Annotated in this window: 19 protein-coding genes; 12 read left to right on the top strand and 7 right to left on the bottom strand. The window is 68.3% G+C overall.

The window, feature by feature from the left end:
* Window positions 1-3 precede the first annotated feature (3 nt).
* From bchL to bchF, 5 genes are read right to left on the bottom strand one after another with little or no spacing between them, the layout of a single operon-like run.
* The gene (bchL, locus tag MFF26_RS20565) at window positions 4-897 is read right to left on the bottom strand and encodes a ferredoxin:protochlorophyllide reductase (ATP-dependent) iron-sulfur ATP-binding protein (RefSeq protein WP_137828199.1); all 894 of its coding nucleotides are present in this window, start codon (window positions 895-897) and stop codon (window positions 4-6) included.
* Window positions 894-4,610: a magnesium chelatase subunit H gene (locus MFF26_RS20560; RefSeq protein WP_238308479.1), complete on the bottom strand. Its 3,717-nt coding sequence runs from the start codon at window positions 4,608-4,610 to the stop codon at window positions 894-896. The genes bchL and MFF26_RS20560 overlap by 4 nt, the downstream gene beginning before the upstream one ends.
* On the bottom strand, window positions 4,585-6,186 hold the full coding sequence (gene bchB / locus MFF26_RS20555; RefSeq protein ID WP_238308478.1) for a ferredoxin:protochlorophyllide reductase (ATP-dependent) subunit B: 1,602 nt from the start codon (window positions 6,184-6,186) through the stop codon (window positions 4,585-4,587). Before bchB ends, MFF26_RS20560 begins: the two co-directional genes overlap by 26 nt.
* 2 nt (window positions 6,187-6,188) lie before the next feature.
* Complete coding sequence (locus MFF26_RS20550; protein ID WP_137828202.1) at window positions 6,189-7,469, bottom strand: ferredoxin:protochlorophyllide reductase (ATP-dependent) subunit N; 1,281 nt, start codon at window positions 7,467-7,469, stop codon at window positions 6,189-6,191.
* On the bottom strand, window positions 7,466-7,969 hold the full coding sequence (gene bchF / locus MFF26_RS20545; RefSeq protein WP_137828203.1) for a 2-vinyl bacteriochlorophyllide hydratase: 504 nt from the start codon (window positions 7,967-7,969) through the stop codon (window positions 7,466-7,468). Before bchF ends, MFF26_RS20550 begins: the two co-directional genes overlap by 4 nt.
* 255 nt (window positions 7,970-8,224) lie before the next feature.
* Between bchF and MFF26_RS20540 the strand changes: the two genes are divergently transcribed.
* From MFF26_RS20540 to MFF26_RS20485, 12 genes are all read left to right on the top strand, one after another.
* Window positions 8,225-9,112 (top strand): cobalamin B12-binding domain-containing protein, encoded by an 888-nt coding sequence (locus tag MFF26_RS20540; RefSeq protein ID WP_137828204.1) that lies wholly within the window; start codon window positions 8,225-8,227, stop codon window positions 9,110-9,112.
* A 44-nt stretch (window positions 9,113-9,156) separates the two neighbouring features.
* On the top strand, window positions 9,157-10,608 hold the full coding sequence (gene ppsR, locus MFF26_RS20535; RefSeq protein ID WP_137828254.1) for a transcriptional regulator PpsR: 1,452 nt from the start codon (window positions 9,157-9,159) through the stop codon (window positions 10,606-10,608).
* A 115-nt stretch (window positions 10,609-10,723) separates the two neighbouring features.
* Window positions 10,724-11,611, top strand: a complete 888-nt coding sequence (gene chlG, locus MFF26_RS20530) for a chlorophyll synthase ChlG (protein WP_137828205.1) — start codon at window positions 10,724-10,726, stop codon at window positions 11,609-11,611.
* Complete coding sequence (locus MFF26_RS20525) at window positions 11,608-12,963, top strand: BCD family MFS transporter (protein WP_137828206.1); 1,356 nt, start codon at window positions 11,608-11,610, stop codon at window positions 12,961-12,963. The genes chlG and MFF26_RS20525 overlap by 4 nt, the downstream gene beginning before the upstream one ends.
* A 3-nt stretch (window positions 12,964-12,966) precedes the next feature.
* On the top strand, window positions 12,967-14,160 hold the full coding sequence (locus tag MFF26_RS20520; protein WP_137828207.1) for a geranylgeranyl diphosphate reductase: 1,194 nt from the start codon (window positions 12,967-12,969) through the stop codon (window positions 14,158-14,160).
* A 5-nt stretch (window positions 14,161-14,165) separates the two neighbouring features.
* Window positions 14,166-14,654, top strand: coding sequence for a TspO/MBR family protein (locus MFF26_RS20515; protein WP_171015415.1), 489 nt, complete (start codon window positions 14,166-14,168; stop codon window positions 14,652-14,654).
* A 1-nt stretch (window position 14,655) separates the two neighbouring features.
* Window positions 14,656-14,919 carry a hypothetical protein gene (locus MFF26_RS20510; protein ID WP_137828209.1) on the top strand — a complete coding sequence of 88 codons (264 nt, stop codon included), beginning with the start codon at window positions 14,656-14,658 and terminating at the stop codon, window positions 14,917-14,919.
* A gap of 136 nt (window positions 14,920-15,055) precedes the next feature.
* A complete protein-coding gene (locus MFF26_RS20505) occupies window positions 15,056-16,651 on the top strand; it encodes a cytochrome c (RefSeq protein WP_137828210.1) in 1,596 nt (531 codons plus the stop codon).
* A 286-nt stretch (window positions 16,652-16,937) separates the two neighbouring features.
* A complete protein-coding gene (gene gnd / locus MFF26_RS20500; RefSeq protein WP_137828211.1) occupies window positions 16,938-17,930 on the top strand; it encodes a phosphogluconate dehydrogenase (NAD(+)-dependent, decarboxylating) in 993 nt (330 codons plus the stop codon).
* A complete protein-coding gene (gene pgl / locus MFF26_RS20495; RefSeq protein ID WP_137828212.1) occupies window positions 17,927-18,667 on the top strand; it encodes a 6-phosphogluconolactonase in 741 nt (246 codons plus the stop codon). Before gnd ends, pgl begins: the two co-directional genes overlap by 4 nt.
* A gap of 278 nt (window positions 18,668-18,945) precedes the next feature.
* A complete protein-coding gene (locus MFF26_RS20490; protein ID WP_238308477.1) occupies window positions 18,946-19,365 on the top strand; it encodes a hypothetical protein in 420 nt (139 codons plus the stop codon).
* Between the two features lie 122 nt (window positions 19,366-19,487).
* Complete coding sequence (locus tag MFF26_RS20485) at window positions 19,488-20,288, top strand: DUF1194 domain-containing protein (protein WP_373324509.1); 801 nt, start codon at window positions 19,488-19,490, stop codon at window positions 20,286-20,288.
* A 102-nt stretch (window positions 20,289-20,390) separates the two neighbouring features.
* On the opposite strand, the gene MFF26_RS20480 is transcribed toward MFF26_RS20485, so the two are convergent.
* Complete coding sequence (locus tag MFF26_RS20480; RefSeq protein ID WP_137828214.1) at window positions 20,391-21,488, bottom strand: 2'-deoxycytidine 5'-triphosphate deaminase; 1,098 nt, start codon at window positions 21,486-21,488, stop codon at window positions 20,391-20,393.
* The gene (locus tag MFF26_RS20475; RefSeq protein WP_238308476.1) at window positions 21,485-21,958 is read right to left on the bottom strand and encodes a hypothetical protein; all 474 of its coding nucleotides are present in this window, start codon (window positions 21,956-21,958) and stop codon (window positions 21,485-21,487) included. The genes MFF26_RS20480 and MFF26_RS20475 overlap by 4 nt, the downstream gene beginning before the upstream one ends.
* Window positions 21,959-21,965 lie beyond the last annotated feature (7 nt).

Raw genomic sequence — 21,965 nt, 5'->3', positions numbered from 1 at the left:
CGATCAATCGAAGCCGAGGAATTCGAACAGGTCGCGATCCTTCATCGGAACGGCCTCGCACGGGTCTTCCCCGGCCCAGAGCGTCTCGGCGAGGCGCATGTATTCGTCGGTGACGGCTCTGAGTTCGGGCGAATCCTCCATCTCGAACAGCGTCGATTTCTTGAGGCGCGAGCGACGCACCACGTCGAGATCGGGGAAATGGGCGAGGCGGCGCAGGCCGACCGCGTCGTTGAACCGGTCGATCTCGTCGGTCTTGGCCGAGCGGTTGGCGATGACGCCGCCCAGCCGCACGCCGTAATTCTTCGATTTGGCGTGGATCGCCGCGACGATCCGGTTCATCGCGAAGATCGAGTCGAAGTCGTTGGCGGTGACGATCAGCGCGCGGTCGGCATGCTGGAGCGGCGAGGCGAAGCCGCCGCAGACCACGTCGCCGAGGACGTCGAACACGACGACGTCGGTGTCCTCCAACAGGTGATGCTCCTTGAGGAGCTTTACCGTCTGCCCGACGACGTAGCCGCCGCAACCGGTGCCGGCGGGCGGGCCGCCGGCCTCGACGCACATCACGCCGTTATAGCCTTCGACGACGTAATCCTCGGGCCGCAGCTCCTCAGAGTGGAAGTTCACCGATTCGAGCGCGTCGATGACGGTCGGCGCGAGGCGCTTCGTCAGGGTGAAGGTCGAATCGTGCTTGGGGTCGCAGCCGATCTGGAGCACCCGTTTGCCGAGCTTCGAGAAGGCGACCGAGAGGTTCGACGAGGTGGTCGACTTGCCGATACCGCCCTTGCCGTAGACGGCGAAGACCTTCGCGGTCTCGATCCTGTCGGACGGGTCGAGGGCGACCTGGACGCTGCCCTCCTCGCGGCGCAGCGGCACGGGGTTCCGAATGGCGATGTTCATGCCGCGACTCCTGCGGTGATGCCGGGTGTCACGCCCTCGAGCCGGTCCTCCAGCTCCTCCTCGGCGCGGTCGAGCGCGTCGCGGGTGGCGGCGTCGGGGGTCCAGAAGCCGCGACGATGGGCTTCGATCAGGCGGCTCGCGACCTTGGCGCAGGCCGTGGGATTGAGCGCGGCCATGCGCTCACGCATCGCCGGATCCAGCACGTAGGTTTCGGTGATCCGCTCGTAGATCCAGGGCTGCACCGCCCCCGCGGTGGCCGACCAGCCGACGGTGTTCGTCAGCGTCGCCTCGATCTGGCGCACACCTTCATAGCCGTGGCCGAGCAGACCCTCGTACCATTTCGGATTGAGCATGCGGGTGCGCGTTTCCAGCGCCACCTGCTCGTCCAGGGAGCGGACGCGGCCCTCACCCCTGGTCTGGTCGCTGATATAGACCGGCACTGCCGACCCGCGGGCGCGGGCGACGGCCCGGCTCATGCCGCCGAGCCCGTCGAAATAATGGTCGACGCTCGTGACGCCGAGTTCGACGGAATCGAGATTCTGGTAGGCGAGGTCGACCCTGGCCAGCACCGCGCGCATCAATTCGCGCTGCGGCGCCGGGCGGCCGTTGCGGCCATAGGCGAAGGATTTGCGCTTCGAGAAGGTCTCGCACAGCTCGTCGGCGTCGTCCCACCGGCCCGACTCCACGAGGTGATTGACGTTGGCGCCGTAGGCCCCCTCCGCGTTGGAGAAGACACGGAGGGCCGCCGTCTCCATATCGCAGCCCTGCTCGGCCTGAATCGCGAGCGCGTGCTTGCGCACGTAGTTGGTGTCGCTTGGCTCGTCGGCCGTCGCCGCGAGGTAACTCGCCTCTGCCAGGAGTTTGGTCTGGAGCGGGAGTAGATCGCGAAAGATGCCGGAGAGGGTGACGACGGCGTCGATGCGAGGACGGCCGAGTATGTCGAGCGGGATCAGCTCGGCACCGGCGAGGCGACCGTAGCCGTCGAAGCGCGGTGCGGCGCCGATGAGGGCCAGCGCCTGGGCGATCGGCCCGCCCTCGCTCTTAAGGTTGTCGGTGCCCCACAGGACGATGGCGACGCTCTCCGGCAGGGGCTTCCCCTCGGCGGTGTAGCGCTCCAGCACACGGGCCACTTGGCGCGCACCGTCGGCAACGGCGAAGGCGGAGGGAAGGCGGTATGGGTCGAAGCCGTGGAGATTGCGTCCCGTCGGGAGGATCGACGGATTGCGCAGAAGGTCGCCGCCCGCAACCGGGGGGACGAAGCGCCCGTCGAGCGCCCGCAGCAGCGCCGGGATCTCGTGATCGCGGGACAAGTCGCGATCGATCCGGGCGAGATCGGCGAAGGCGGAGCGACCGGTCTCGTCGAGCGGAAGGCCCGCGGCCGAAAGCGCCTCGTTGAGAGCCGCCCCCCCGATCAGCAACTCGATCCCGTTTCGCGCGGGCTTCAACCCGTGCGAGGCCTCCGCCAGAGCCATCAGCAGGTCGATACGATCCTCGGACGGCATTCCTTCGCCGACGACGTGCAGCCCGTGCGGGATCAGGGTGTGTTCGAGTTCCGTCAGCGCCGCGGCGAGCGCGGAAACCCGCTCCGCGACATCGCCGTGCCACGCGGGCTCGGCGGCGGTGAGGTCCAGCGCCGCGCCCTGGGACTGGATCACCTCGACCAAGCTCGCCCGCTCGGCGGCGGCTTCGGGCTCGAGCGCCCGCCAGCGCTCGACCGAAGCCTTGAGGTCGATCAGTCCGCGATAGAGCCCGGCGGCGGCGAGGCTCGGGGTGAGGTAGCTCACCAGGGTCGCGGCGGAGCGACGCTTGGCCAAAGTCCCCTCGGAGGGATTGTTGGCGGCGTAGAGATAGATGTTCGGCAGGGCGCCGATCAGTCGCTCGGGCCAGCATCGCTCCGACAGGCCGGTCTGCTTGCCCGGCATGAATTCCAGCGCGCCGTGGGTGCCGAAATGCAGGACTGCATCGGCGGCGAAGTCTTCGCGCAGGTAGCGGTAGAAGGCGCTGAAGGCGTGGGTCGGAGCGAAACCGTGCTCGAACAGCAGCCGCATGGGATCGCCCTCGTAGCCGAAGGCAGGCTGCACCCCGACGAAGACGTTCCGGAGTTGAACGCCGAGGACGAGGATGTCGGCGCCGTTGCTCTGATGGCGTCCGGGGGCCGGGCCCCATTGCGCCTCGATCTCACCGAGATGAGGTTCGCGGCGAACATGATCCTCCGCCGAGATACGGGCATGGACGTTGGCGGCGGTGCCGAAGCGCGCCGCATTGCCGCCGAGAAGCCTTTCGCGCAGCGCGTCGGCGCTTTCCGGCACGTCGACGTCGTAACCGTCGGCGGCCAAGCCCCGCAGGGTGTTGAGCAGCGAAGCGTAGACTGAGAGGAAGGCGGCGGTGCCCGTGGCACCGGCATTCGGCGGGAAATTGAACAGCACGATGGCGAGCCGCCGCTCGGCCCTCGCCTTGCGCCGGAGCGCCACCAGCCGCTCGACCCGGTCGGCTAGGCGCGCGGCCCGCTCCGGGTGCACGCGCATGTCGCGGGCGTTGTCCGGGCCGGAGGCGGAGGAGCGACCGCCGAACACCATCGGCGCGGTGGCGCCGTCGAGTTCGGGAATCGCGACCATCATGGTGGCCTCGACCGGCGAGAGGCCGCGATCGCCCTCCTGCCACTGCTCGATCGTCTGGAATTCGAGCGCCTGGGCGGCGAGATACGGAACGTCGAGCCGAGCCAGCAAACCTTCCGCCGCCGCCGCGTCGTTGTAGGCGGGCCCGCCCACCAGGGAGAAGCCGGTGAGCGAGACCAGGGCGTCGATAACCGGTCGCCCGTCCCGCTCGAAGAAGGCCTCGACCGCCGGGCGGTTGTCGAGGCCGGCGGCGAAGGCGGGAACGACGGAGAGGCCGCGCGATTCGAGGGCGGCGATCACGCCGTCATAATGCGCCGTGTTCCCGGCCAGAACATACGACCGCATCAGCAGGAGGCCGACCCGCCCCCTTGCCCCCGACATGGAAGGCAGGCGGGCGGCATCCTCCCCGACCCGGCCCGGCATGCGCGGATGGTAGAGGCCCGTCTCGGGATAGTGCAGCGGGGCCGGCGCGGCGGCGATCTCACGCCATGCGGCTCGCGGGCCGGCGGCGTAGCGCTGCACGAGAAACCGGACCAGACCGGCGACGTTCTCGTCGGAGCCGGCGAGCCAGTATTGCAGCGTCAGAAAATAGGCGCGCACATCCTGGGCCGATCCGGGAATGAAGCGCAGGATCTGAGGCAGCTTGCGGACCAGCGCCATCTGGCGGGCGGCGTTGCCCTCCGCGCCGGGCTTGCCGCGCAGCTTCTTCAGGAAATCCAGCGCCGAGCGTTTGGCCCCGCTCATATCGAAGCGATTGAGGCGGGTCGTGCGCACCACCTCCGCGGCCGAGAGGCAGCCGATCATGGCATCGCAATGCGGGCGCCGCGCCGTGAGCGCGGGAAGAATCGCCCGCACATGTTCGTCGAGGAACAGCATCGCCGAGACGACGATGTCCGCCCGCGCGATCTCGGCCTGGCAGGCGGTGAGTGCCGATGGATCGGTCTCCCATTCGGCCGCGGCGTGGAAGCTCAGGGTCAGACCCGGCATGTCGTGGGCAAGGCGCAGACGTGCCCGCTCCACCGCGCTCGCCAAGTGATTGTCGAGCGTGACGATGGCGATGCGGATGTCGGGCCTAGCGGCCGAAATGCGCCTTGGCATCGTAGAGGGTCTCGAGGGTGATGAGCGGGAGCTGCCGCTCGCGGGCGAAGCGCTCGGTGTTCGCGCGGGCCTTCCCGCGCACGAAGAACGGGATCTTTCTCAGTTCCTTCTCGGCATCCGCGCTCCAGGAGGCGGTGGTCGGGATCGGGTCCACGGTGACCTGTGCGGCCTCGACCACGATCGGAGCGGGCGCCGGGGCGAGCGGTAGAGCCGCCGGCACCCGCCCCATGGCGGCCGGCTCGACACTCGTGCGACCGAGATGCGAGGGGGCAGCGCCATCGTGGAACTCGGGGTCCTCACGGAACATCCCGAGCAGGTGTTCCTCCAGCCCCATCATCAGGGGATGGACGAGGGTGTCGAACAGGACGTTGGCGCCCTCGAAGCCCATCTGAGGCGAGTGGCGGGCCGGGAAATCCTGCACATGGACGGGGGCCGAGATCACCGCGCAGGGGATGCCCAGCCGCTTGGCGACGTGGCGCTCCATCTGGGTGCCCAGCACCAGTTCGGGCTGGGCCGCCTGGATCACGGCTTCGACGTCGAGATAGTCCTCGGCGATGATCGCCTCGATGCCGAGAGCGGCGGCTTCCGCCCGGACCTCGCGGGCGAATTCGCGGCTGTAGGTGCCGAGTCCGACGACGCGGAAACCGAGTTCCTGGGCGGCCACGCGGGCGATGCCGAGCGCATGGGTCGCGTCGCCGAAAATGAAGACGCGCTTGTCGGTGAGGTAGGTCGAATCGACGGATCGGGAGTACCAGGGCAGTCGCGACGGCACGCCGCCGAGGACGGGCGCCGGATCGACACCGGCCAGCGCCGCCACCGCCTCGACGAACCGGATCGTTGCACCCACGCCGATGGGGACGATGTCGATGAAGGGCTGACGGAAGGTCTTCTCAAGGTGCTGCGCCGCCGCGCGAGCGATCTCGGGATAGAGGACGACGTTGAAGTCGGCGGCACCCAGGCGCCCGAGGTCGGCAGGGCTCGCGCCGAGCGGGGCCACTACGTTCACCTCGATGCCGAGCGCTTCCAGGATCTTCCGGATCTCGATCAGGTCGTCGCGGTGGCGGAAGCCGAGCGCCGTGGGACCGAGGATGTTGCAACTCGGACGGCGTCCCTCGCGCGGGGCGCGCACGACGGCAGGACCGGAGAGGGCACGGACCAGCCGGTAGAAGGTCTCGGAGGCGCCCCAATTCTCCTTCTTCTGATAGGCCGGCAGCTCCAGCGGGATCACCGGGATCGGCAGGGCCAGGGCCTTGGCCAGTCCTCCGGGATCGTCCTGGATCAGCTCCGCCGTGCAGGAGGCGCCGACGATCATCGCCTGCGGCCGGAAGCGGGCATGGGCCTGCGCCACCGCATCCTTGAACAGCAGGGCGGTGTCCCCGCCGAGGTCGCGCGCCTGGAAGGTCGTATAGGTGACGGGCGGGCGCTTCTCGCGCCGCTCGATCATGGTGAAGAGCAGGTCGGCATAGGTGTCGCCCTGCGGCGCGTGGAGGACGTAGTGCAGGCCCTCCATCGCGGTGGCGACACGCATGGCGCCGATATGCGGCGGCCCCTCGTAGGTCCAAACGGTGAGCTGCATCGCTACACCTCCAACCGGGTGCGGCGGTGGAGCGGGCGGGCGAAGAGTTCGGCGAGGTCGCCTGCCTGATCGTATCCCTGGATCGGCGTGAACAGGAGTTCGATCGACCACTTGGTCGAGAGCCCCTCCGCCTCCAGGGGATTGGCGAGCCCCAGACCGCACACGGTGAGATCCGGCCGCGCGTCCCGGCACCGGTCGAGCCCGTCATCGAGGCTCTGCCCCTCCACGATTCGGGTGCCCTTGGGCAGGAGTTCGAGTTCGGCCGCGAGATGGGCACGGTGCAGGTAGGGCGTTCCCACCTCGATCAGATCGGCGCCGAGCTCGCGCGAGAGGAAGCGCGCGAGCGGTACCTCTAGCTGCGAATCGGGGAAGAAGAAGATCCGCTTGCCCGCGAGCCGTTCGCGGTAGCGGGCCAGCGCCCGATCGGCCCGCGCGCGCCCCGGCGCGGTCACGGTCTCGAACTGGGTCGGATCGACACCGAACACATCGACCGCCGCCTGAAGCCAGCCCGTGGTCCCCTCGGCACCGAGCGGGAACGGAGCCGGGATCCGACGCGCGCCGCGCTCGTCGAGCGCCCGGGCGGTGCCCGTGAGGAAGGGCTGGGCCAGCAGATACGGCATGCCGCGCCCGATGGCGGGCATGTCGCCGGAGCGTCGCGCGGGCAGGAAGTGGGCGCGGATGCCGAGTTCGGCGAAGAGCCGGGTGAACTGGTCCTCGACCACATCCGCGAGGGCGCCGACGACGAGCAGATCGCCGCTGGCCGTCCGCGATTCGGGGAGGCCGGGGACGAGGGCCGCGAGGCAGGCATCCTCACCCTCGGTGAAGGTCGTCTCGATGCCGGAGCCCGAATAGTTGAGCACCCGCACATCCGGCGCGAGGCGTTGCGACAGCCGCAGGGCCGCCCGCGACAGGTCGAGCTTGATTACCTCGGAGGGGCAGGAGCCGACGAGAAAGAGGAGCTTGATATCGGGCCGTCGCTCGATCAGCCGGGTGACCACCCGGTCCAGCTCTTCGTTCATGTCGGCGAGGCCGGCGAGGTCGCGCTCGTCGATGATCGCGGTCGCGAAGCGCGGCTCGGCAAAGATCATCACACCGGCGGCCGACTGGATCAGGTGCGCGCAGGTCCGAGAGCCGACGACCAGGAAGAACGCATCCTGAATCTTGCGGTGCAGCCAGACGATGCCGGTGAGGCCACAGAACACCGCCCTCTGGCCGCGCTCGACCCGGATCTCGGGACCGCAATCGGCGGCAGCGTGCGTCTGGAGAGGGGCGTGGGCGTTCACCGGGCGCCCTCCCCGGCCAGGGTCAGCGACGTCGGCGCCTCGAGCCGGGCCGCCCGCAGCTTGAGCAGGAACTGGCCGGCATTGATCAGGTAGGTGGCATAAGCCGCGAGCGCGAGAACGAGGAGCCCGCTCGTATCGAGAAGATGCGTGGCGAGAGCGATGAGGTAGGCCGTGTGCAGCGCCAGCACGAGCATGCTGAACACGTCTTCCCAGTAGAAGGCCGGCGCGAACAGGTAGCGGCCGAACACCGCCTTCTCCCAAATCGAGCCGGTCACCATGATCGCGTAGAGAACGAGCGTCTTGACGACGATCGAGGCATGGGCCGCTTCCGCACCTTCTCCGGTCGCGAGAGTCCGCAGGACCAGCACGAGACTGATCAGAAAAACCAGAAATTGCAGCGGTGCCAGCACGCCCTGAACCAGGGTCCAAGGCGAAGCATCGCGCCGATGGCGCTCCTCGCTCGTGTAGAGCGCTCTCTGTCGGCCCTGGCGTTGCCGCATGGCCTCCGCCTCCGCTCGCCTTGGGCCCCGTCTGCGCAGGGCCTCATCCCGACCCGGAGCCTAGGCCCGGGGTTGCGGAAGTGTCAATCCAGCTTGACGCTCATAGCCGCTGACAATTGTTTTGAATGTATTCAATTAGAGCCATTGCCAACGCACGGAAGAGGCGTATCGTGACGCTGACAACACCTGACCAACGGGTGTGACAGGGTATCCTGCACTAATCTGCGTGATGCGCTGCTGCCTTGGGAGTGACCCATGGGAGGCTGGAGGCATTTCGGCGAGCGCTTGGAGTTGCCTGCCTCGCCACGCGAATGCGGTGGTGCAGGCGAGGCGCTCACGGTTTCCGCCTTCGATTTCCAGCCGGACGGCGAGCGAATGCGCCGACGGCTCGCAAGTGTCGTGGAAGCCGAGATCCTGCCGCGCCTGATGCTCGTCCATCGCGGGCGAACGGCCCTTCCACCTGCCGCGAGGGACCGGCAGCCGACAAACGAAGACATCGAGCGGCTGTGCGATCTTCTGCTCTCCCGGGTTGAGGGCGACCTCACGATCCATTTGCTGCGTTTCCTCGACGAGGGCCTGACGCTGGAAAGCGTTCTCGTCGAGTTGCTGACCCCGGCCGCGCGGCAGCTCGGACAGCTATGGGAAGACGACACGTGCGATTTCGTCGAGGTCACGGTGGCGCTCGGACGGCTCCAGGCCGTGGTGCGCGATCTCTGCGCTCGTTTCGGAGATGAGTCGGTCACACCGCAGGATCGGAGCATCCTGATCCTGCCGTGTCCCGGCGAAACGCACGTGTTCTGCCTCGCGGTACTGGCCGGCATCTTTCGCGAATCGGGATGGGACGTCACGACCGCCGGCTTTGATCCCGGCCTCGACCCAACGGAACTCGTCGCCCGCGAATGGTTCGACGTGATCGGCCTCACGCTGTCCTGCGACGTGCTCTTTCCGATTCTGTCCCGAACCATCGCAGCGTTGCGCTTGGCATCTCGGAATCCGAGTCTCCGAATCCTCGTCGGCGGGCCGTATTTCGTGCGTCATCCCGATCACGTCGGCCTCGTCGGCGCCGACGCGACGGCTGAGGATGGCCGCCTTGCCCCCTTGATTTCCGAGAGCTTGCTTGAAATGCGGTCCCGGGCCTGTTGAAAGGACCTCTTTCGCGTCTTCACGAAGCGGTGATCTTGAGCAGCTTGGCGAGCCATTCCCCGCAGACGCCGTCCCCGGCGCTGCAACAGGCGGCCAGCCTCCTCGACAGCGAGGCGGCCGGGATCCTTCTTGCGGCAACGAGCGACATCTCGCTGATCGTCGGTAGCGACGGGGTGATTCAGGAGACGGCCACCGCGGCGTTGGATTTCGAATCGGAGGACATCGCTTCGTGGCGCGGTCGCGCCTGGGTCGACACCGTCACCGTGGAGAGCCGACCGAAGATCGACGCGCTCCTGCGCGACGCCGCCGCCGGGACGATGACGCGCTGGCGGCAGGTCAATCATCCGTCCCGGAACGGCCCCGACGTACCGATCCGCTATGCCGGCCTTCGGCCCCAGAAAGACGGCCCCATCATCGTGGTGGGCCAGGATCTGCGCACCCTGGCAGGCCTGCAGAGGCGGCTCGCCGATACGCAGCAGGCGCTGGAGCGGGATTACGATCGCCTTCGTTCCGCCGAGACCCGCTACAAACTGCTGTTCCAGCTATCGGGCGAGCCGGTGCTCGTGGCGGATGCCGGAACGCGGCGCGTCAGCGAGGCGAACCCAGCCGCGGCCCGTCTTCTCGGCCGCCCGCACAAGCGGATCCTCGGTCAGGACGTGGCCGATCTGTTCGAGGTCACCGCCACCCGCGACATCGCCGCTTTGTTCGCCGGCCTCCGCACGTCGGGCCAGGCGGGGGATGTCGTGGTGCGACTCACCGGGGGCCGCGGCGAGACCCGCCTCTCGGCGTCCCTGTTCCGCAGCGAGGGCTCGACCTCGATCCTGCTGCGTCTCTCCCCCCTCGCCGCGGTCCGTGCGGGGCAGCTCGCGACGGACGGGGGCGCTCTCGACGTGATCCGGCGCATACCCGAAGGCTTCGTCGTCACCGATCCGGCTCGGCGTATTCTCACGGCGAACACCGCCTTTCTCGATCTCGTACAGCTTGCGACCGAGGAGCAGGTACGCGGTCAACCGCTCGACCGTTGGCTCGGGCGTGAGGAGACGGAGACGCTGGCCCTGTTCGCGACGTTGCGCGAGCACGGCTCCGTGCGCCACTTCTCGACGGTGATGCGAGGCGATTACGGGTCGCTGGAAGACGTAGAGGTCGCGGCGGTCTCGGCGCCGTCCGCCGAACAACCCTGCCTCGGCTTCACCATTCGGGCGACGCCGCGCCGAGCCGCGCCGGTCCATTCCGGCGGGCACGAACTACCGCGCTCCGTCGAGCAGATGACCGAGTTGGTGGGGCGGGTGTCCATGAAGGCGTTGGTCCGCGAGACGACCGACCTCATCGAGAAGCTCTGTATCGAGGCGGCCCTGCGCATCACCCGCGACAATCGCGCCTCGGCGGCCGAGATGCTCGGTCTCAGCAGACAGGGCCTCTATGCCAAGATGCGCCGTTACGGCATCGGTGATCTTGATACCGGCGATACGGAAACTCCGCCGGACGACGACGCCTGACGCAAGCGATATGAAGTATAATGCAGCTATGTCACGTAGCGGTTGTCATCTGAAATTCCTCCCAAACATGTAAAGTTATGTTGACACATGGAGCGGCGGGCCACTAGCTTCCGGCATGGCCACGCCCGCACCAAGCGCAGTCGTCGAGCTTCTCAAGCCGATCACTTGGTTCGCACCGATGTGGGCCTTTGCCTGCGGTGTCGTCTCATCCGGCCAAGCGCCGTCAGGACAATGGCCGGTGATCGCCGCAGGGGTTGTGCTCGCGGGTCCGCTGGTTTGCGCCACGAGTCAGGCCGCGAATGATTGGTTCGACCGGGACGTCGACGCCATCAACGAGCCGAACCGCCCCATTCCCTCCGGTCGTATCCCAGGGCGCTGGGGGCTCTACCTCGCGGGGGGCTGGACGTTCCTGTCCCTCGTCGTCGCTGCCATGCTGGGGCCCTGGATTCTCGGCGCCGCTCTGTTCGGACTCGTCCTGGCCTGGATCTACTCGGCGCCCCCGATCCGGCTGAAACGGAACGGCTGGTGGGGCAACGCCGCCTGCGGGCTCTGCTACGAGGGTCTTCCGTGGTTCACCGGGGCCGCCGTGATGGCGGCCGCGATGCCGGACGGACGGGTCGTGACCGTGGCGCTCCTCTACGCGATCGGCGCCCACGGCATCATGACCCTCAACGACTTCAAGTCGGTCGAGGGGGACCGGGCGCTCGGCCTGCGGTCGATCCCGGTGCAGATGGGACCGCGCTACGCCGCCCTCTTCGCCTGCCTCGTGATGGCCTTGCCGCAGACCCTGGTGGTCTCTCTCCTGCTCAGCTGGGATCGACCCTGGCATGCCGGGGCGGTCGGCCTCCTGCTCGCCGGACAGCTGGGCCTGATGGCGCATTTCCTGAAGGATCCGCGGGCTCGGGCCGCTTGGTACAACGGCACCGGCACAACCCTCTACGTCCTCGGCATGCTGGTCGCGGCTTTCGCCCTGCGGCCCCTCGTGCAAGGGGTCGTGCCATGACCAGCCAACCCTCCTCCTTCTCCTGGCTCCAGATCGTCCGGCTCGGCCTCGTTCAGACGGCGCTCGGAGCCGTCATCGTGTTGATGACCTCGACGATCAACCGGGTCATGGTGGTCGAGCTGGCGCTGCCCGCCCTGGTGCCGGGCGCCTTGGTCGCCCTCCATTACGCGGCCCAAGTCCTGCGCCCGCGCTGGGGCTACGGCTCGGATATCGGCGGGCGGCGCACGCCCTGGATCGTCGGCGGCATGGCGGCCCTGTGCCTGGGCGGCTTCGGCGCAGCCGTCGCGACGGCGCTCGCCGAGACCTCCCTGTCTGCGGGCCTGACGCTGGCGGTCGCCGCCTTCCTGCTCGTCGGCATGGGAGCTGGCGCTGCGGGCACCAATCTCCTCGTGCTGCTGGCGACGGGTGTCGAATCGAGCCGTCGTGGCGCAGCCGCCACCATCGTCTGGGTGATGATGATCGCTGGCTTCGCGGTCACCGCGCCGCTCGCCGGTCACTTCCTCGATCCCTTCTCGGGGCTTCGGCTCGTCACGGTCTCAGGCACCGTCTCCCTCGTGGCCTTCGCGGTGGCCGCCCTGGCCGTGATCGGTCTCGAGCCGCATCGCCCCGCCGCGAGCCCTCCTCAACAGACCGAGAAGCCGCCGTTCCGCGCCGTGCTGGCGCAGGTGCTGGCTGAGCCCGCGGCGCGGCGCTTCACGGTCTTCATCTTCGTCTCGATGCTGGCCTACAGCGCGCAGGAACTGATCCTCGAACCCTATGCCGGGCTCGTCTTCGCCATGAGTCCGGGGGCGACGACGAAGCTCGCTGGGCTTCAGCACGGCGGGGTGCTGGCCGGTATGCTGATGGTCGCCGGCATCACGGTCTTCGTCGGTGGCCCGATCCTCGGCTCGCTCAAGGTCTGGACCGCCATCGGCTGCGCGCTCTCGGCGCTCGCGCTCGGGGCGATCGCCCTCGGCGGACCCATCGGACCCGAATTTCCGCTGCGGGCGGCGGTGGCCGCGCTCGGCTTCGGCAACGGCGTCTACGCGGTGGCGGCCATCGGCTCGATGATGGCCCTCGCGGGACGCGGCGGCGAGGCGGAACGCGGCACCCGCATGGGGGTATGGGGCGCCGCACAGGGCGTCGCCTTCGGCGCCGGCGGCTTCCTCGGTACGCTCGCCGTCGACCTTGCCCGCCTCGTCGCTACGGAGCCGGTCACCGCCTACGCGGTCGTCTTCGCGGCGGAGGGCGTACTCTTCATCGTCGCCATGCTGATCGCACTGCGGGTCGAGCACGCCTCCGTCGGAAGACGCGCCAACCCGCTGACGCAGACGGCTTCGTTCCACCTCACCCCCGGTTTCGACGCGAGGTAGCCCATGACCCACCACGGCGCTTCCGATCTCTTCGACGTCGTGGTGGTGGGCGGCGGCCCGGCGGGGGCGACCGCGGCGACCGATCTGGCGCGCGGCGGTCGCCGGGTCCTGCTTCTCGACCGGGCGGGTCGGATCAAGCCCTGCGGCGGCGCGATTCCGCCTCGCCTGATCCGCGATTTCGCGATCCCCGATGAGCTGCTGCTGGCCCGCATTCGCAGCGCCCGGATGATCGCCCCGAGCGCGCGCCATGTGGACATGCCGGTGGGCGACGGCTTCGTCGGCATGGTCGATCGCGCTCACTTCGATCCGTGGCTGCGGGACCGCGCCCGGCTTGCTGGCGCCGAGTGCCGCGATGGCGTGTTCGAGCGCATCACCCGCGACGAGGCGAACCTCGCGACGGTGCATTATCGGGAGGGCAAGGACGGTCCCGCGGTTTCGGTGAGAGCCCGCCTCGTCGTCGGCGCCGATGGAGCGACATCACCGGTCGGCCGGGCCGAGATACCGGGCCACGCGAAGATGCGCCAAGTCTTCGCCTATCACGAGATCGTCCGCAGCCCTTCCGCCGAGGCGCACGACGGAACGCGCTGCGATGTCTATTACCAGGGCCGTCTCTCGCCGGACTTCTATGCCTGGATCTTCCCCCACGGCGACACGATGAGCATCGGCACCGGCAGCATGCAGAAGGGCTTCTCGCTGCGTTCGGCGATCCGCGATCTGCGCGCCGCAACCGGACTCGATGCGTGCGAGACGGTCCGTCGCGAGGGGGCGCCGATTCCCCTGAGGCCGCTGAAGCGGTGGGACAACGGCCGCGACGTCCTGCTGGCCGGCGACGCGGCCGGGGTCGTCGCCCCGGCCTCGGGCGAAGGAATCTACTACGCGATGCTCGGCGGCCGGCTCTCCGCTCAGGCGGCCGAAGCCTTCCTGGCGACCGGCGACGCGCGGGCGCTGGCGAGCGCGCGGAAGTCGTTCATGCGCCTGCACGGGCGCGTGTTCTGGATCCTCGGGATGATGCAGTGGGTCTGGTACCGCAGCGATGGGCTGAGGGAGCGCTTCGTCTCCATCTGCAAGGACAAGGATGTCCAGCAACTCACCTGGGACGCCTACATGAACAAGGAACTGGTCCGCGCCAAACCGGCGGCCCATGCGCGCATCTTCTTCAAGGATCTGGCGCATCTGTTCCGCTGGGTTTCGCCGTGACGACGATGTTCGCGGGCGAATGGGGTCCGGCCCTCGTCACCGCCTTCGCGGCGCTCGCCGTCGCCGTGGCGGGTGGAGTGGCCACGCGCACCGATGCTTGGTACTTCGCCCTGCGGTTCCCGGCCTGGAAGCCGCCGGATTGGGCCTTTGGGCCGATCTGGAGCGTCATCATCGCGCTCACGGCGACCTCGGCGGTGCTGGCCTGGAACGCCGACCCGGAGCCCGCCGCACGGGCGCGGCTCGTCGCGGTGTTCACGGTCAACAGCGTCCTTAACATCGCCTGGAGCTGGATCTTCTTCCGCCTGCGCCGGCCGGACTGGGCCTTGGTCGAGGTTGGATTGCTCTGGCTCTCCATCGTCGCCCTCGCCCTGACGGTCGGCCACGCCTCGCCGATCGCGGGCCTGCTGAACCTGCCCTATCTGGCCTGGGTCAGCGTCGCCGCTTGTCTCAATCTCACCATCGTGCGGCTCAACCCGCATGCCTGGGGCGCGTGAGATGGCGGACCTTTTCGCCAGTGGGCGCATCGTCGACATCATCGTCGTCCTCGTCGCCGTCGAGGCGCTGGCTCTCGTGAGCCTGAAGCTGTTTTCCGGGCGCGGCCCATCGACGGGCGCCCTGCTCTCGAATCTCGCGTCGGGCGCAGCGCTGATGCTGGCTGTCCGGGCGGCGCTGACCGGCGCGGACTGGCCGATGGTGGCGGCGTGGCTCCTTGCCGCGCTTTTCGCGCATCTCACGGAAATGATGATCAGATTTCGCTGAACACCCCGCTCAAGATCGCGGGGCTGTGAGCGTGAGAACTGGAACAACCGGGACTGACTCGCGTTGCGAGCCCGTTCCTAGACTGAGAATAAGAACAAACGAGGCCGGGGTCGTCACCTTTCGGGAGACCGGGTTCATGACACGACGCACCGTACGCGGCCCCGGCTGGCTCGCCTTCGCCGCCCTCTTCGCGGCCGGGCCGGCCCTCGCTCAGGCGGGCGATGCGGATCTGATCAAGCGCGGCGAATACCTTGTGACGGCGGGCGATTGCGTGGCCTGTCACACCGCGCCCGGTGGCAAGCCTTTTGCCGGCAATTACGGCCTCAACACCCCGATCGGCCTCATCATGACGCCGAACCTGACGCCGGATCCGGAGACCGGCATCGGCAAATGGGATTACGACACGTTCGAGAAGGCGTTCCGCCACGGCATCGGCGACGAAGGCGAATACCTGTATCCGGCCTTCCCGTTTGCTTGGTACACCAAGGTCAGCGACGAGGACACGAAAGCGATCTTCGCCTACCTCAAGTCGCTTCAGCCGGTGAACGAGAAGCGGAAGGAGAGCCAGATCCCCTTCCCGTTCAACATTCGCACCGCGCTCATCACGTGGCGCACCGCCTTCTTCACCGAGGCGCGTTTCAAACCGGATCCGAATGCGAGCGAGGAAGTGAATCGCGGCGCCTACCTCGTCGAGGGGCTGGGTCATTGCGGGATGTGCCACAACGAACGCAAGATCGTCGGCAATTCGAGCCTCGCGGGCAAGCTCGGCGGCGGCGTCATCGACGGATGGTACGCGCCGAACATCACGCCGGACGGGCACCAGGGCATCGGTGCTTGGTCAGATGCGGAGGTCGTCACCTACCTCAAGACCGGTACCGCGCCCGGCAGCCGTCCCGGCGTCGCGGCGGGCCCGATGCGTCAGACCATCGAGGAATCGCTGTCCAAGATGACCGATGCCGACCTGCAGGCGATGGTCGCGTATCTCCGCACGGTGCCGGCCAAGCAGACCTACAAGGAGAAAGACCTTCAGGCCTTCAACCAGCCGGGCGCGCCGGGCGCGGATGTCTATCTCTCCTACTGCTCGTCCTGCCACCGTCCCGACGGCAAGGGCGTCGAGGGGGCGATCCCGGCGCTCGCCGGCAACACCTCGGTCCAGTCGGCGGGCCCACAGACCGTGCTGCGCGTCATCTATGGCGGGCTTGCCGCCCAGAGCGGCTATGCGCCGATGCCGGCCATCGGTCAGGACATGACCGAGCAGCAGGTCAAGGACGTAACCGATTACATCCGCAATTCCTGGGGCAACAAGGCGCCGGTGATGAATTCCGGCAGCGCCGTCTCGGAGGCCAAGGCCGCCACGCAAACCATGCTCGCCGGCACCGCGCCCTGCGCGGAGATCGAGCAGGAGCCGGTGCGGAAGGCGATCGAGGAGAACGGCGTGGTCGCCGAGTTGAAGGGGCTCACGTCGAGCGACTTCATTCCAAAGCTCGCCACGATCGTCCCCAAGGTGAAGGCTGCCGCCGCGGGCGCGAAGGACGACGACATCGTCAACGGGCTGACCACCGCCTTCTGCCAGGCGGCCCGCGACGAGCCGGGAGACGGCAAGCTGAGCTGGTCGGCCCGGATCGGCTCCTTCTCCAACCTCGCCTATAGCCAGATCAAGCATCCCGAGAAGCAGGCGAGCGCCGATCCGGGTCAGCCGCCGGCGACCGGCGCGAGCCCGATGAAGCAGTGACGTGCTGCCGGGGTGGGCGCGTCGAACCGGGAGCGCTCTTTCGCGGCGTGCTCTCCTGCCCCGTCCCGACGATTCGCCGATGCCGCCCCGTCGCTGCCGGTGAGGCCAAGCTCATCAGCGTGGCTCAGGGCCGATCCCGACGCATGGCGGTCCCGGCGACGCCGAGGGGAACGCGAGCTATGCCGAAACGTTCGAACGGCGAACCGCACCGTCCCATCGGACGGCGAGCCGCTCCCTGAAGGGTCCGCCGCCGCAAGGGGCGGCAACCCGATGGGAGTGCGCGCGGATGCAAATCGGCATGATCGGCCTCGGCCGGATGGGCGGCAACATCGTCCGCCGCCTCCTGCGGGACGGGCACAAAGCGGTGGTGTTCGACCGGGACCCGGCTGCGGTGCAAGCGCTCGCCGCCGAGGGGGCGACGCCCGCAGAGAGCTTGGACGATCTCGTCGACAAGCTTGAGGCTCCGCGCACCGCCTGGGTCATGCTTCCCGCCGGCGCGATCACCGAAGAGACGGTGACGAAGCTCGGCGCGCTCATGAAGGCCGACGATTGCATCATCGACGGCGGCAATTCCTTCTACCAAGACGATGTGCGTCGAGCCCGCGAGCTCGACGCCAAGGGTATTCACTACGTCGATGTCGGCACGTCCGGAGGCGTCTGGGGCCTGGAACGCGGCTATTGCATGATGATCGGCGGTCACAAGGAGGCGGTCGATCGCCTCGACCCGATCTTCCGCACCCTGGCACCGGGCCTCGGCGACATTCCGCGCACGCTGGGACGGGACAATCGCGATCCCCGGGCCGAGCTCGGCTATATCCATGCCGGTCCGAGCGGTGCAGGCCATTTCGTCAAGATGATTCATAACGGCATCGAGTACGGGCTGATGCAGGCCTATGCCGAAGGCTTCGACATCCTCAAACATGCCAATTCCACGCAAGTCCCCGAGGAGCGGCGCTTCGACCTCAATCTCGGTGACATCGCCGAAGTCTGGCGACGCGGCAGCGTCGTCTCGTCCTGGCTTCTCGACCTCACCGCGACGGCGCTCGCCGGCGATGAGACGCTCGACGGATTCTCCGGCTATGTCGAGGATTCCGGCGAAGGACGCTGGACGATCAACGCCGCCATCGAGGAGGCGGTCCCGGCCACTGTTCTGTCGAGCGCGCTCTATCGGCGATTCCGGTCCCGCGAGGATGCGAGCTATGCCGATAAGCTGCTCTCGGCAATGCGGAAGGGCTTCGGCGGCCATCAGGAGCCGCCGCGTCGCGGACCGGCGCCGTGATTCCCCTCCCGCCCAACACCCGACTGATGGCGGACGCCGAGGCGACCGCCCATGCCGCTGCCGAGCATCTCATCGCCGCGGTCACGCGCGCGTCCGGAGAGCGCGCGGCGGTGTGCCTATCAGGCGGATCGACTCCCAAGCGTCTCTACGCCCTGCTGGCCTCCCCCGGCTTCGTCGAGCGTGTGCCGTGGGAGCGGGTCCACTGGTTCTTCGGCGATGACCGGGTGGTGCCCTGGGACGACCCGCTCAGCAACGTACGCATGGTCCGGGAAGCGTTCGGCCACGCGGCGCCGCTGCCGCCGACCCATCTGCACTTCATTCCCTCCGATGAGGGTGCTGAAGCGGGCGCCCGCGCCTACGAGGCGGTGCTCAAGGACTTCCACGGCGTCGAAGCCCTCGATCCGGCAAGACCCCTGTTCGATCTCGTCCTGCTGGGGCTTGGCAGCGACGGCCACACCGCCTCGCTGTTTCCGGGAAAGCCCGCCCTCGACGAGCGCGTGGCTTGGGTGGCTCCCGTCCCGGAGGCCGGAATGGAGCCCTACGTGCCCCGTATCACCCTGACCTTCCCGACACTCGCCTCCTCGCGCTCGGTCCTCTTCCTCGTCAACGGCGCCGCCAAGCGCGACCCGCTCTTGCGCCTGAGCCGGGGCGAGGATCTTCCGGCGGCCCATGTCGCGAGCGCCGGTGGACTTACGTGGTTCATCGACCGCGACGCCGCTGAGGATGTATCGGCCTAACAAAGATCAACGGCTCACAAAAATCGTCCAATGCGTCCGGCAAAAACTGCGATATTCGGGCGCCAACAACGCTCCCGCCCCAATTTCGCCGCGGATCTTTCCGGTGGGTTAATCCTGCATCCGGCGAAGCAAAGGGGCGTGCCGTGTCGGGAATGGATTTCGCTGTCGAGCCGGATCGCTGGACGCTGCCCCGGCGTCAGCCGTTGCGGTTGCGCAGCCAGACCGTACGGCTTGGACCCCTGAAGTCGCCCCGGGCGCGTGGTCGTTTACCGAGATGGTTGGTCGGGCCGAGCCTCGCCGTCCTGTCGCTGTCGGCCGCCATCACCCTCACCGCCCGATTCCCGGCGACGGCCGTGTCCGAACCGGTGACGCCCGTCGCGGGGAAGACGCTGCCGGCGGCCCGTATCGTCGGTGTCGCGCCGCCCCCTTCCTCGCAGGCCGCCGCACCACCCGTGCAAACCGCCGCGGCGGATCTGCCGGTTCTGCGTGCCCCGGAGACGCCCGACCCGATCCCGGTCACATCGCCTCCATCCCCTCATGCGGCGGCGGTGAAGCCCAAACCCGAACTCGGCCCATTGCCCGTCCTCGAAGTCGAGGCCGAGGTGTTCGAGCCGCTGGCCATCGCGGAAACGCCGACGCCGTCTCCCGGGAGGACGTCGGCGCGACCGCCTTCCCCCCGGATTGCCGGTCAATTCTGACGAGCCGCCCGAGGCCGTCGGCTCGACTTCTGTCCGGTTTTACCGGCGGCGGCCTTCGGCTAAGTTTTCGGTGAATGGGGCGGGAGACGGGTGTGGCGATCCAATCGATCGGAGCCGGGCGAATGTGGTGCGCCGCGGCTCTGACCCTGCTCAGTCTCATGCTCGGGGCCTCGGCGTTTTCGGCCGAGGAGAGCGTCGCCACCGCCCTCGTCGTCTCGGTGGACATCTCGGGCTCGGTCGATGAGACCCGCTACCACCTGCAGATGGAGGGCATCGCCGAAGCTCTCGAAGACCCGACGGTGCTGTCCGCGATCCAGGCCAATTCCGGCGGAATCTATTTTGCCCTGGTGACTTGGGCCGATGGGGCACGGCTCGCGGTCGATTGGCGCCGGATCGCCACGAAGGCCGACGCCGCCGCGACCGCGGTGCTGGTGCGGGCTGTGCCGCGCATCCCCGGCGAATTCACCTGTGTGGGACAGATGCTGCGCACCGTCTCGTCCAGTGTGGTGCCGCGCCTGCCCGTCGCGGCCGACCGGGTCGTGATCGACGTGTCGGGCGACGGGATCGACAATTGCAGCGATGTCGATGCGATCCACACGGAGCGCGACGCGCTGCTCGCCGCCGGCACGACGATCAACGGCCTGCCGATCCTCGTGCCCGGGGAGAACGACGTGGTGGGCGTCGGCGCCTATCGCGCTCCGGGATACGGGCTGCGCGAGCTGCCACGTCAGACCTATCGCGACGGCACGACGCTCGACGCGTGGTACCGGGAGCACATTGTCGGCGGGCCCGGCAGCTTCCTCCTCGCCGCCCGCGGCTACGGCGACTTCGCACGGGCGCTGCGGCAGAAATTCGTAATGGAAATCAGCGGGCTGGCCCCGACCGATCCGGTGAACGGACAGGGCAGCGTGGCGAGCCGGTGAGGCACTTCAAAGAGCTTGTGAGTCCCTACGAGCGACCTTCGACTCCCTGCAAAGGCACGGAGGTACGACCCTGGCGAAATGGAGTGACGAGGCCCGATCCGCTCACGCGAAGTGTTTGGACAGCTTCAGTCCCTGCGCCTGATAGTTCGAGCCGGCGCCCGCGCCGTAGAGGGTCGCGGGCCGTTCCACCATCCGCTCGTAGACGAGGCGACCGACGATCTGGCCGTCCTCAAGGAGAAACGGGACGTCGCGGGAGCGTACCTCCAGAACCGCCCGCGCTCCGGCACCGCCGGCCTCGCCGAGGCCGAAGCCGGGATCGAAGAAGCCCGCATAGTGGACGCGGAATTCGCCCACGAGTGGATCGAACGGCACCATCTCGGCGGCATGGTCAGCCGGAACGCGCACGGCTTCCTTCGAGGCCAGGATGTAGAACTGGCCCGGATCGAGGATGAGGGTGCGCGTGCCGTCGGCGGGGAGCGGCTCCCAGAAATCGGCGGTCCGGTGCGCCGCCGGTCTGTCCACGTCGATCAGCCCGGTATGACGCTTGGCGCGGTAGCCGATCAGGCCGCCGAAGCCGGCGAGATCGACCGACACCGCGACCCCCCCGTGCAGCGAAGGACTTGCCACATCGACCAGCGGGTCGCGGGCATGGAGCGCCGAGAGATCCTCCAGGCTCAGCCGCGGCTCGCCCGAACGAAACCGCACCTGGGACAGCCGCGATCCGGTCCGCACCCGCACCGGAAAGGTGCGGGGCGAAATCTCGGCGTAGAGCGGCCCGCGATAGCCCGCCTCGATCTGGTCGAAGGCGCTGGCCCGGTCGGTGATCACGCGCGTGAAGACGTCGATGCGACCGGTCGAGCTCTTGGGATTGGCGCCGGCGCTCAGATCGGGCGACAATGCGAGACTTTCCTGAAGTTCGGCGATGTAGACGCAGCCGGTTTCCAGCACCGCCCCCTCGCTGAGGTCGATTTCGTGCAGCGAGAGCGCGTCGATACAGGCGGAAACCGGTCGCCCACTGCCGGGGAGGAAGCTGGTGCGGACCCGATAGGCGCGGCGCCCGAGCCGGAGGTCGAGACTCGCGGGCTGGATCTGATCCGATGCGTAAGGGGTGGCCGGGAGGATCGCCCCGGCCTGTGTCAGCGCGGCAATGGCCTGCGCGGGAAGGATGCCGCCGTGGCGCCCCGTGACGTCTTCGCTCATCGCGTCCCCCTCCCGTCCGTCTTGTCCTGCGCGGCTTCCCGCTCGGCCGCGTCGAGGACGGTCACCATCCGCGCCGAGGCGATGCGGGCACAGGCCCCCATGGCCACGAGGCCCGCCAGCGTGCAGGCGAGAAGCGGAAACAGGTCCGGCCTCAGCCATGATCCGCCTGCGACGAGCAGGCCGCCGATCCACACGGCCCGGCCCAGCATCAGTAACGGCGAGGCCACACCCTGAAAATCGGCCGAGACGCCGGTGCGAGCCTTGACCAACCGCACGATCACCCGTGCACCGGCATCGAGAAGCACAGCGAGGATGAGGGCGAGCGCCGCCCAACGATTCTGGGCCGGGTGCCACCACGCGAACAACAGCGCGACGGCAACAGTGACGAGAGAGCCGATGGCGTCCGACAGCGGCGGGCGCCGCGCCGCGGCGGCCACGGCATGCGAAGCGTTCGGCGATACGTTCGGCACAGTCTCT

The sequence above is a fragment of the Methylorubrum suomiense genome (assembly GCF_022179765.1).
GTDB classification, from domain to species: domain Bacteria; phylum Pseudomonadota; class Alphaproteobacteria; order Rhizobiales; family Beijerinckiaceae; genus Methylobacterium; species Methylobacterium suomiense.
This window is presented reverse-complemented; position numbering and strand designations above follow the sequence as displayed.

Coding starts and splice junctions, on each gene's coding strand:
- bchL (WP_137828199.1), bottom strand. CDS start 897: ATGAACATCGCCATTCGGAACCCCGTGCCGCTGCGCCGCGAGGAGGGC.
- MFF26_RS20560 (WP_238308479.1), bottom strand. CDS start 4,610: ATGCCAAGGCGCATTTCGGCCGCTAGGCCCGACATCCGCATCGCCATC.
- bchB (WP_238308478.1), bottom strand. CDS start 6,186: ATGCAGCTCACCGTTTGGACCTACGAGGGGCCGCCGCATATCGGCGCC.
- bchF (WP_137828203.1), bottom strand. CDS start 7,969: ATGCGGCAACGCCAGGGCCGACAGAGAGCGCTCTACACGAGCGAGGAG.
- MFF26_RS20540 (WP_137828204.1), top strand. CDS start 8,225: ATGGGAGGCTGGAGGCATTTCGGCGAGCGCTTGGAGTTGCCTGCCTCG.
- chlG (WP_137828205.1), top strand. CDS start 10,724: ATGGCCACGCCCGCACCAAGCGCAGTCGTCGAGCTTCTCAAGCCGATC.
- MFF26_RS20525 (WP_137828206.1), top strand. CDS start 11,608: ATGACCAGCCAACCCTCCTCCTTCTCCTGGCTCCAGATCGTCCGGCTC.
- MFF26_RS20520 (WP_137828207.1), top strand. CDS start 12,967: ATGACCCACCACGGCGCTTCCGATCTCTTCGACGTCGTGGTGGTGGGC.
- MFF26_RS20515 (WP_171015415.1), top strand. CDS start 14,166: ATGTTCGCGGGCGAATGGGGTCCGGCCCTCGTCACCGCCTTCGCGGCG.
- MFF26_RS20510 (WP_137828209.1), top strand. CDS start 14,656: ATGGCGGACCTTTTCGCCAGTGGGCGCATCGTCGACATCATCGTCGTC.
- MFF26_RS20505 (WP_137828210.1), top strand. CDS start 15,056: ATGACACGACGCACCGTACGCGGCCCCGGCTGGCTCGCCTTCGCCGCC.
- gnd (WP_137828211.1), top strand. CDS start 16,938: ATGCAAATCGGCATGATCGGCCTCGGCCGGATGGGCGGCAACATCGTC.
- MFF26_RS20485 (WP_373324509.1), top strand. CDS start 19,488: ATGTGGTGCGCCGCGGCTCTGACCCTGCTCAGTCTCATGCTCGGGGCC.
- MFF26_RS20480 (WP_137828214.1), bottom strand. CDS start 21,488: ATGAGCGAAGACGTCACGGGGCGCCACGGCGGCATCCTTCCCGCGCAG.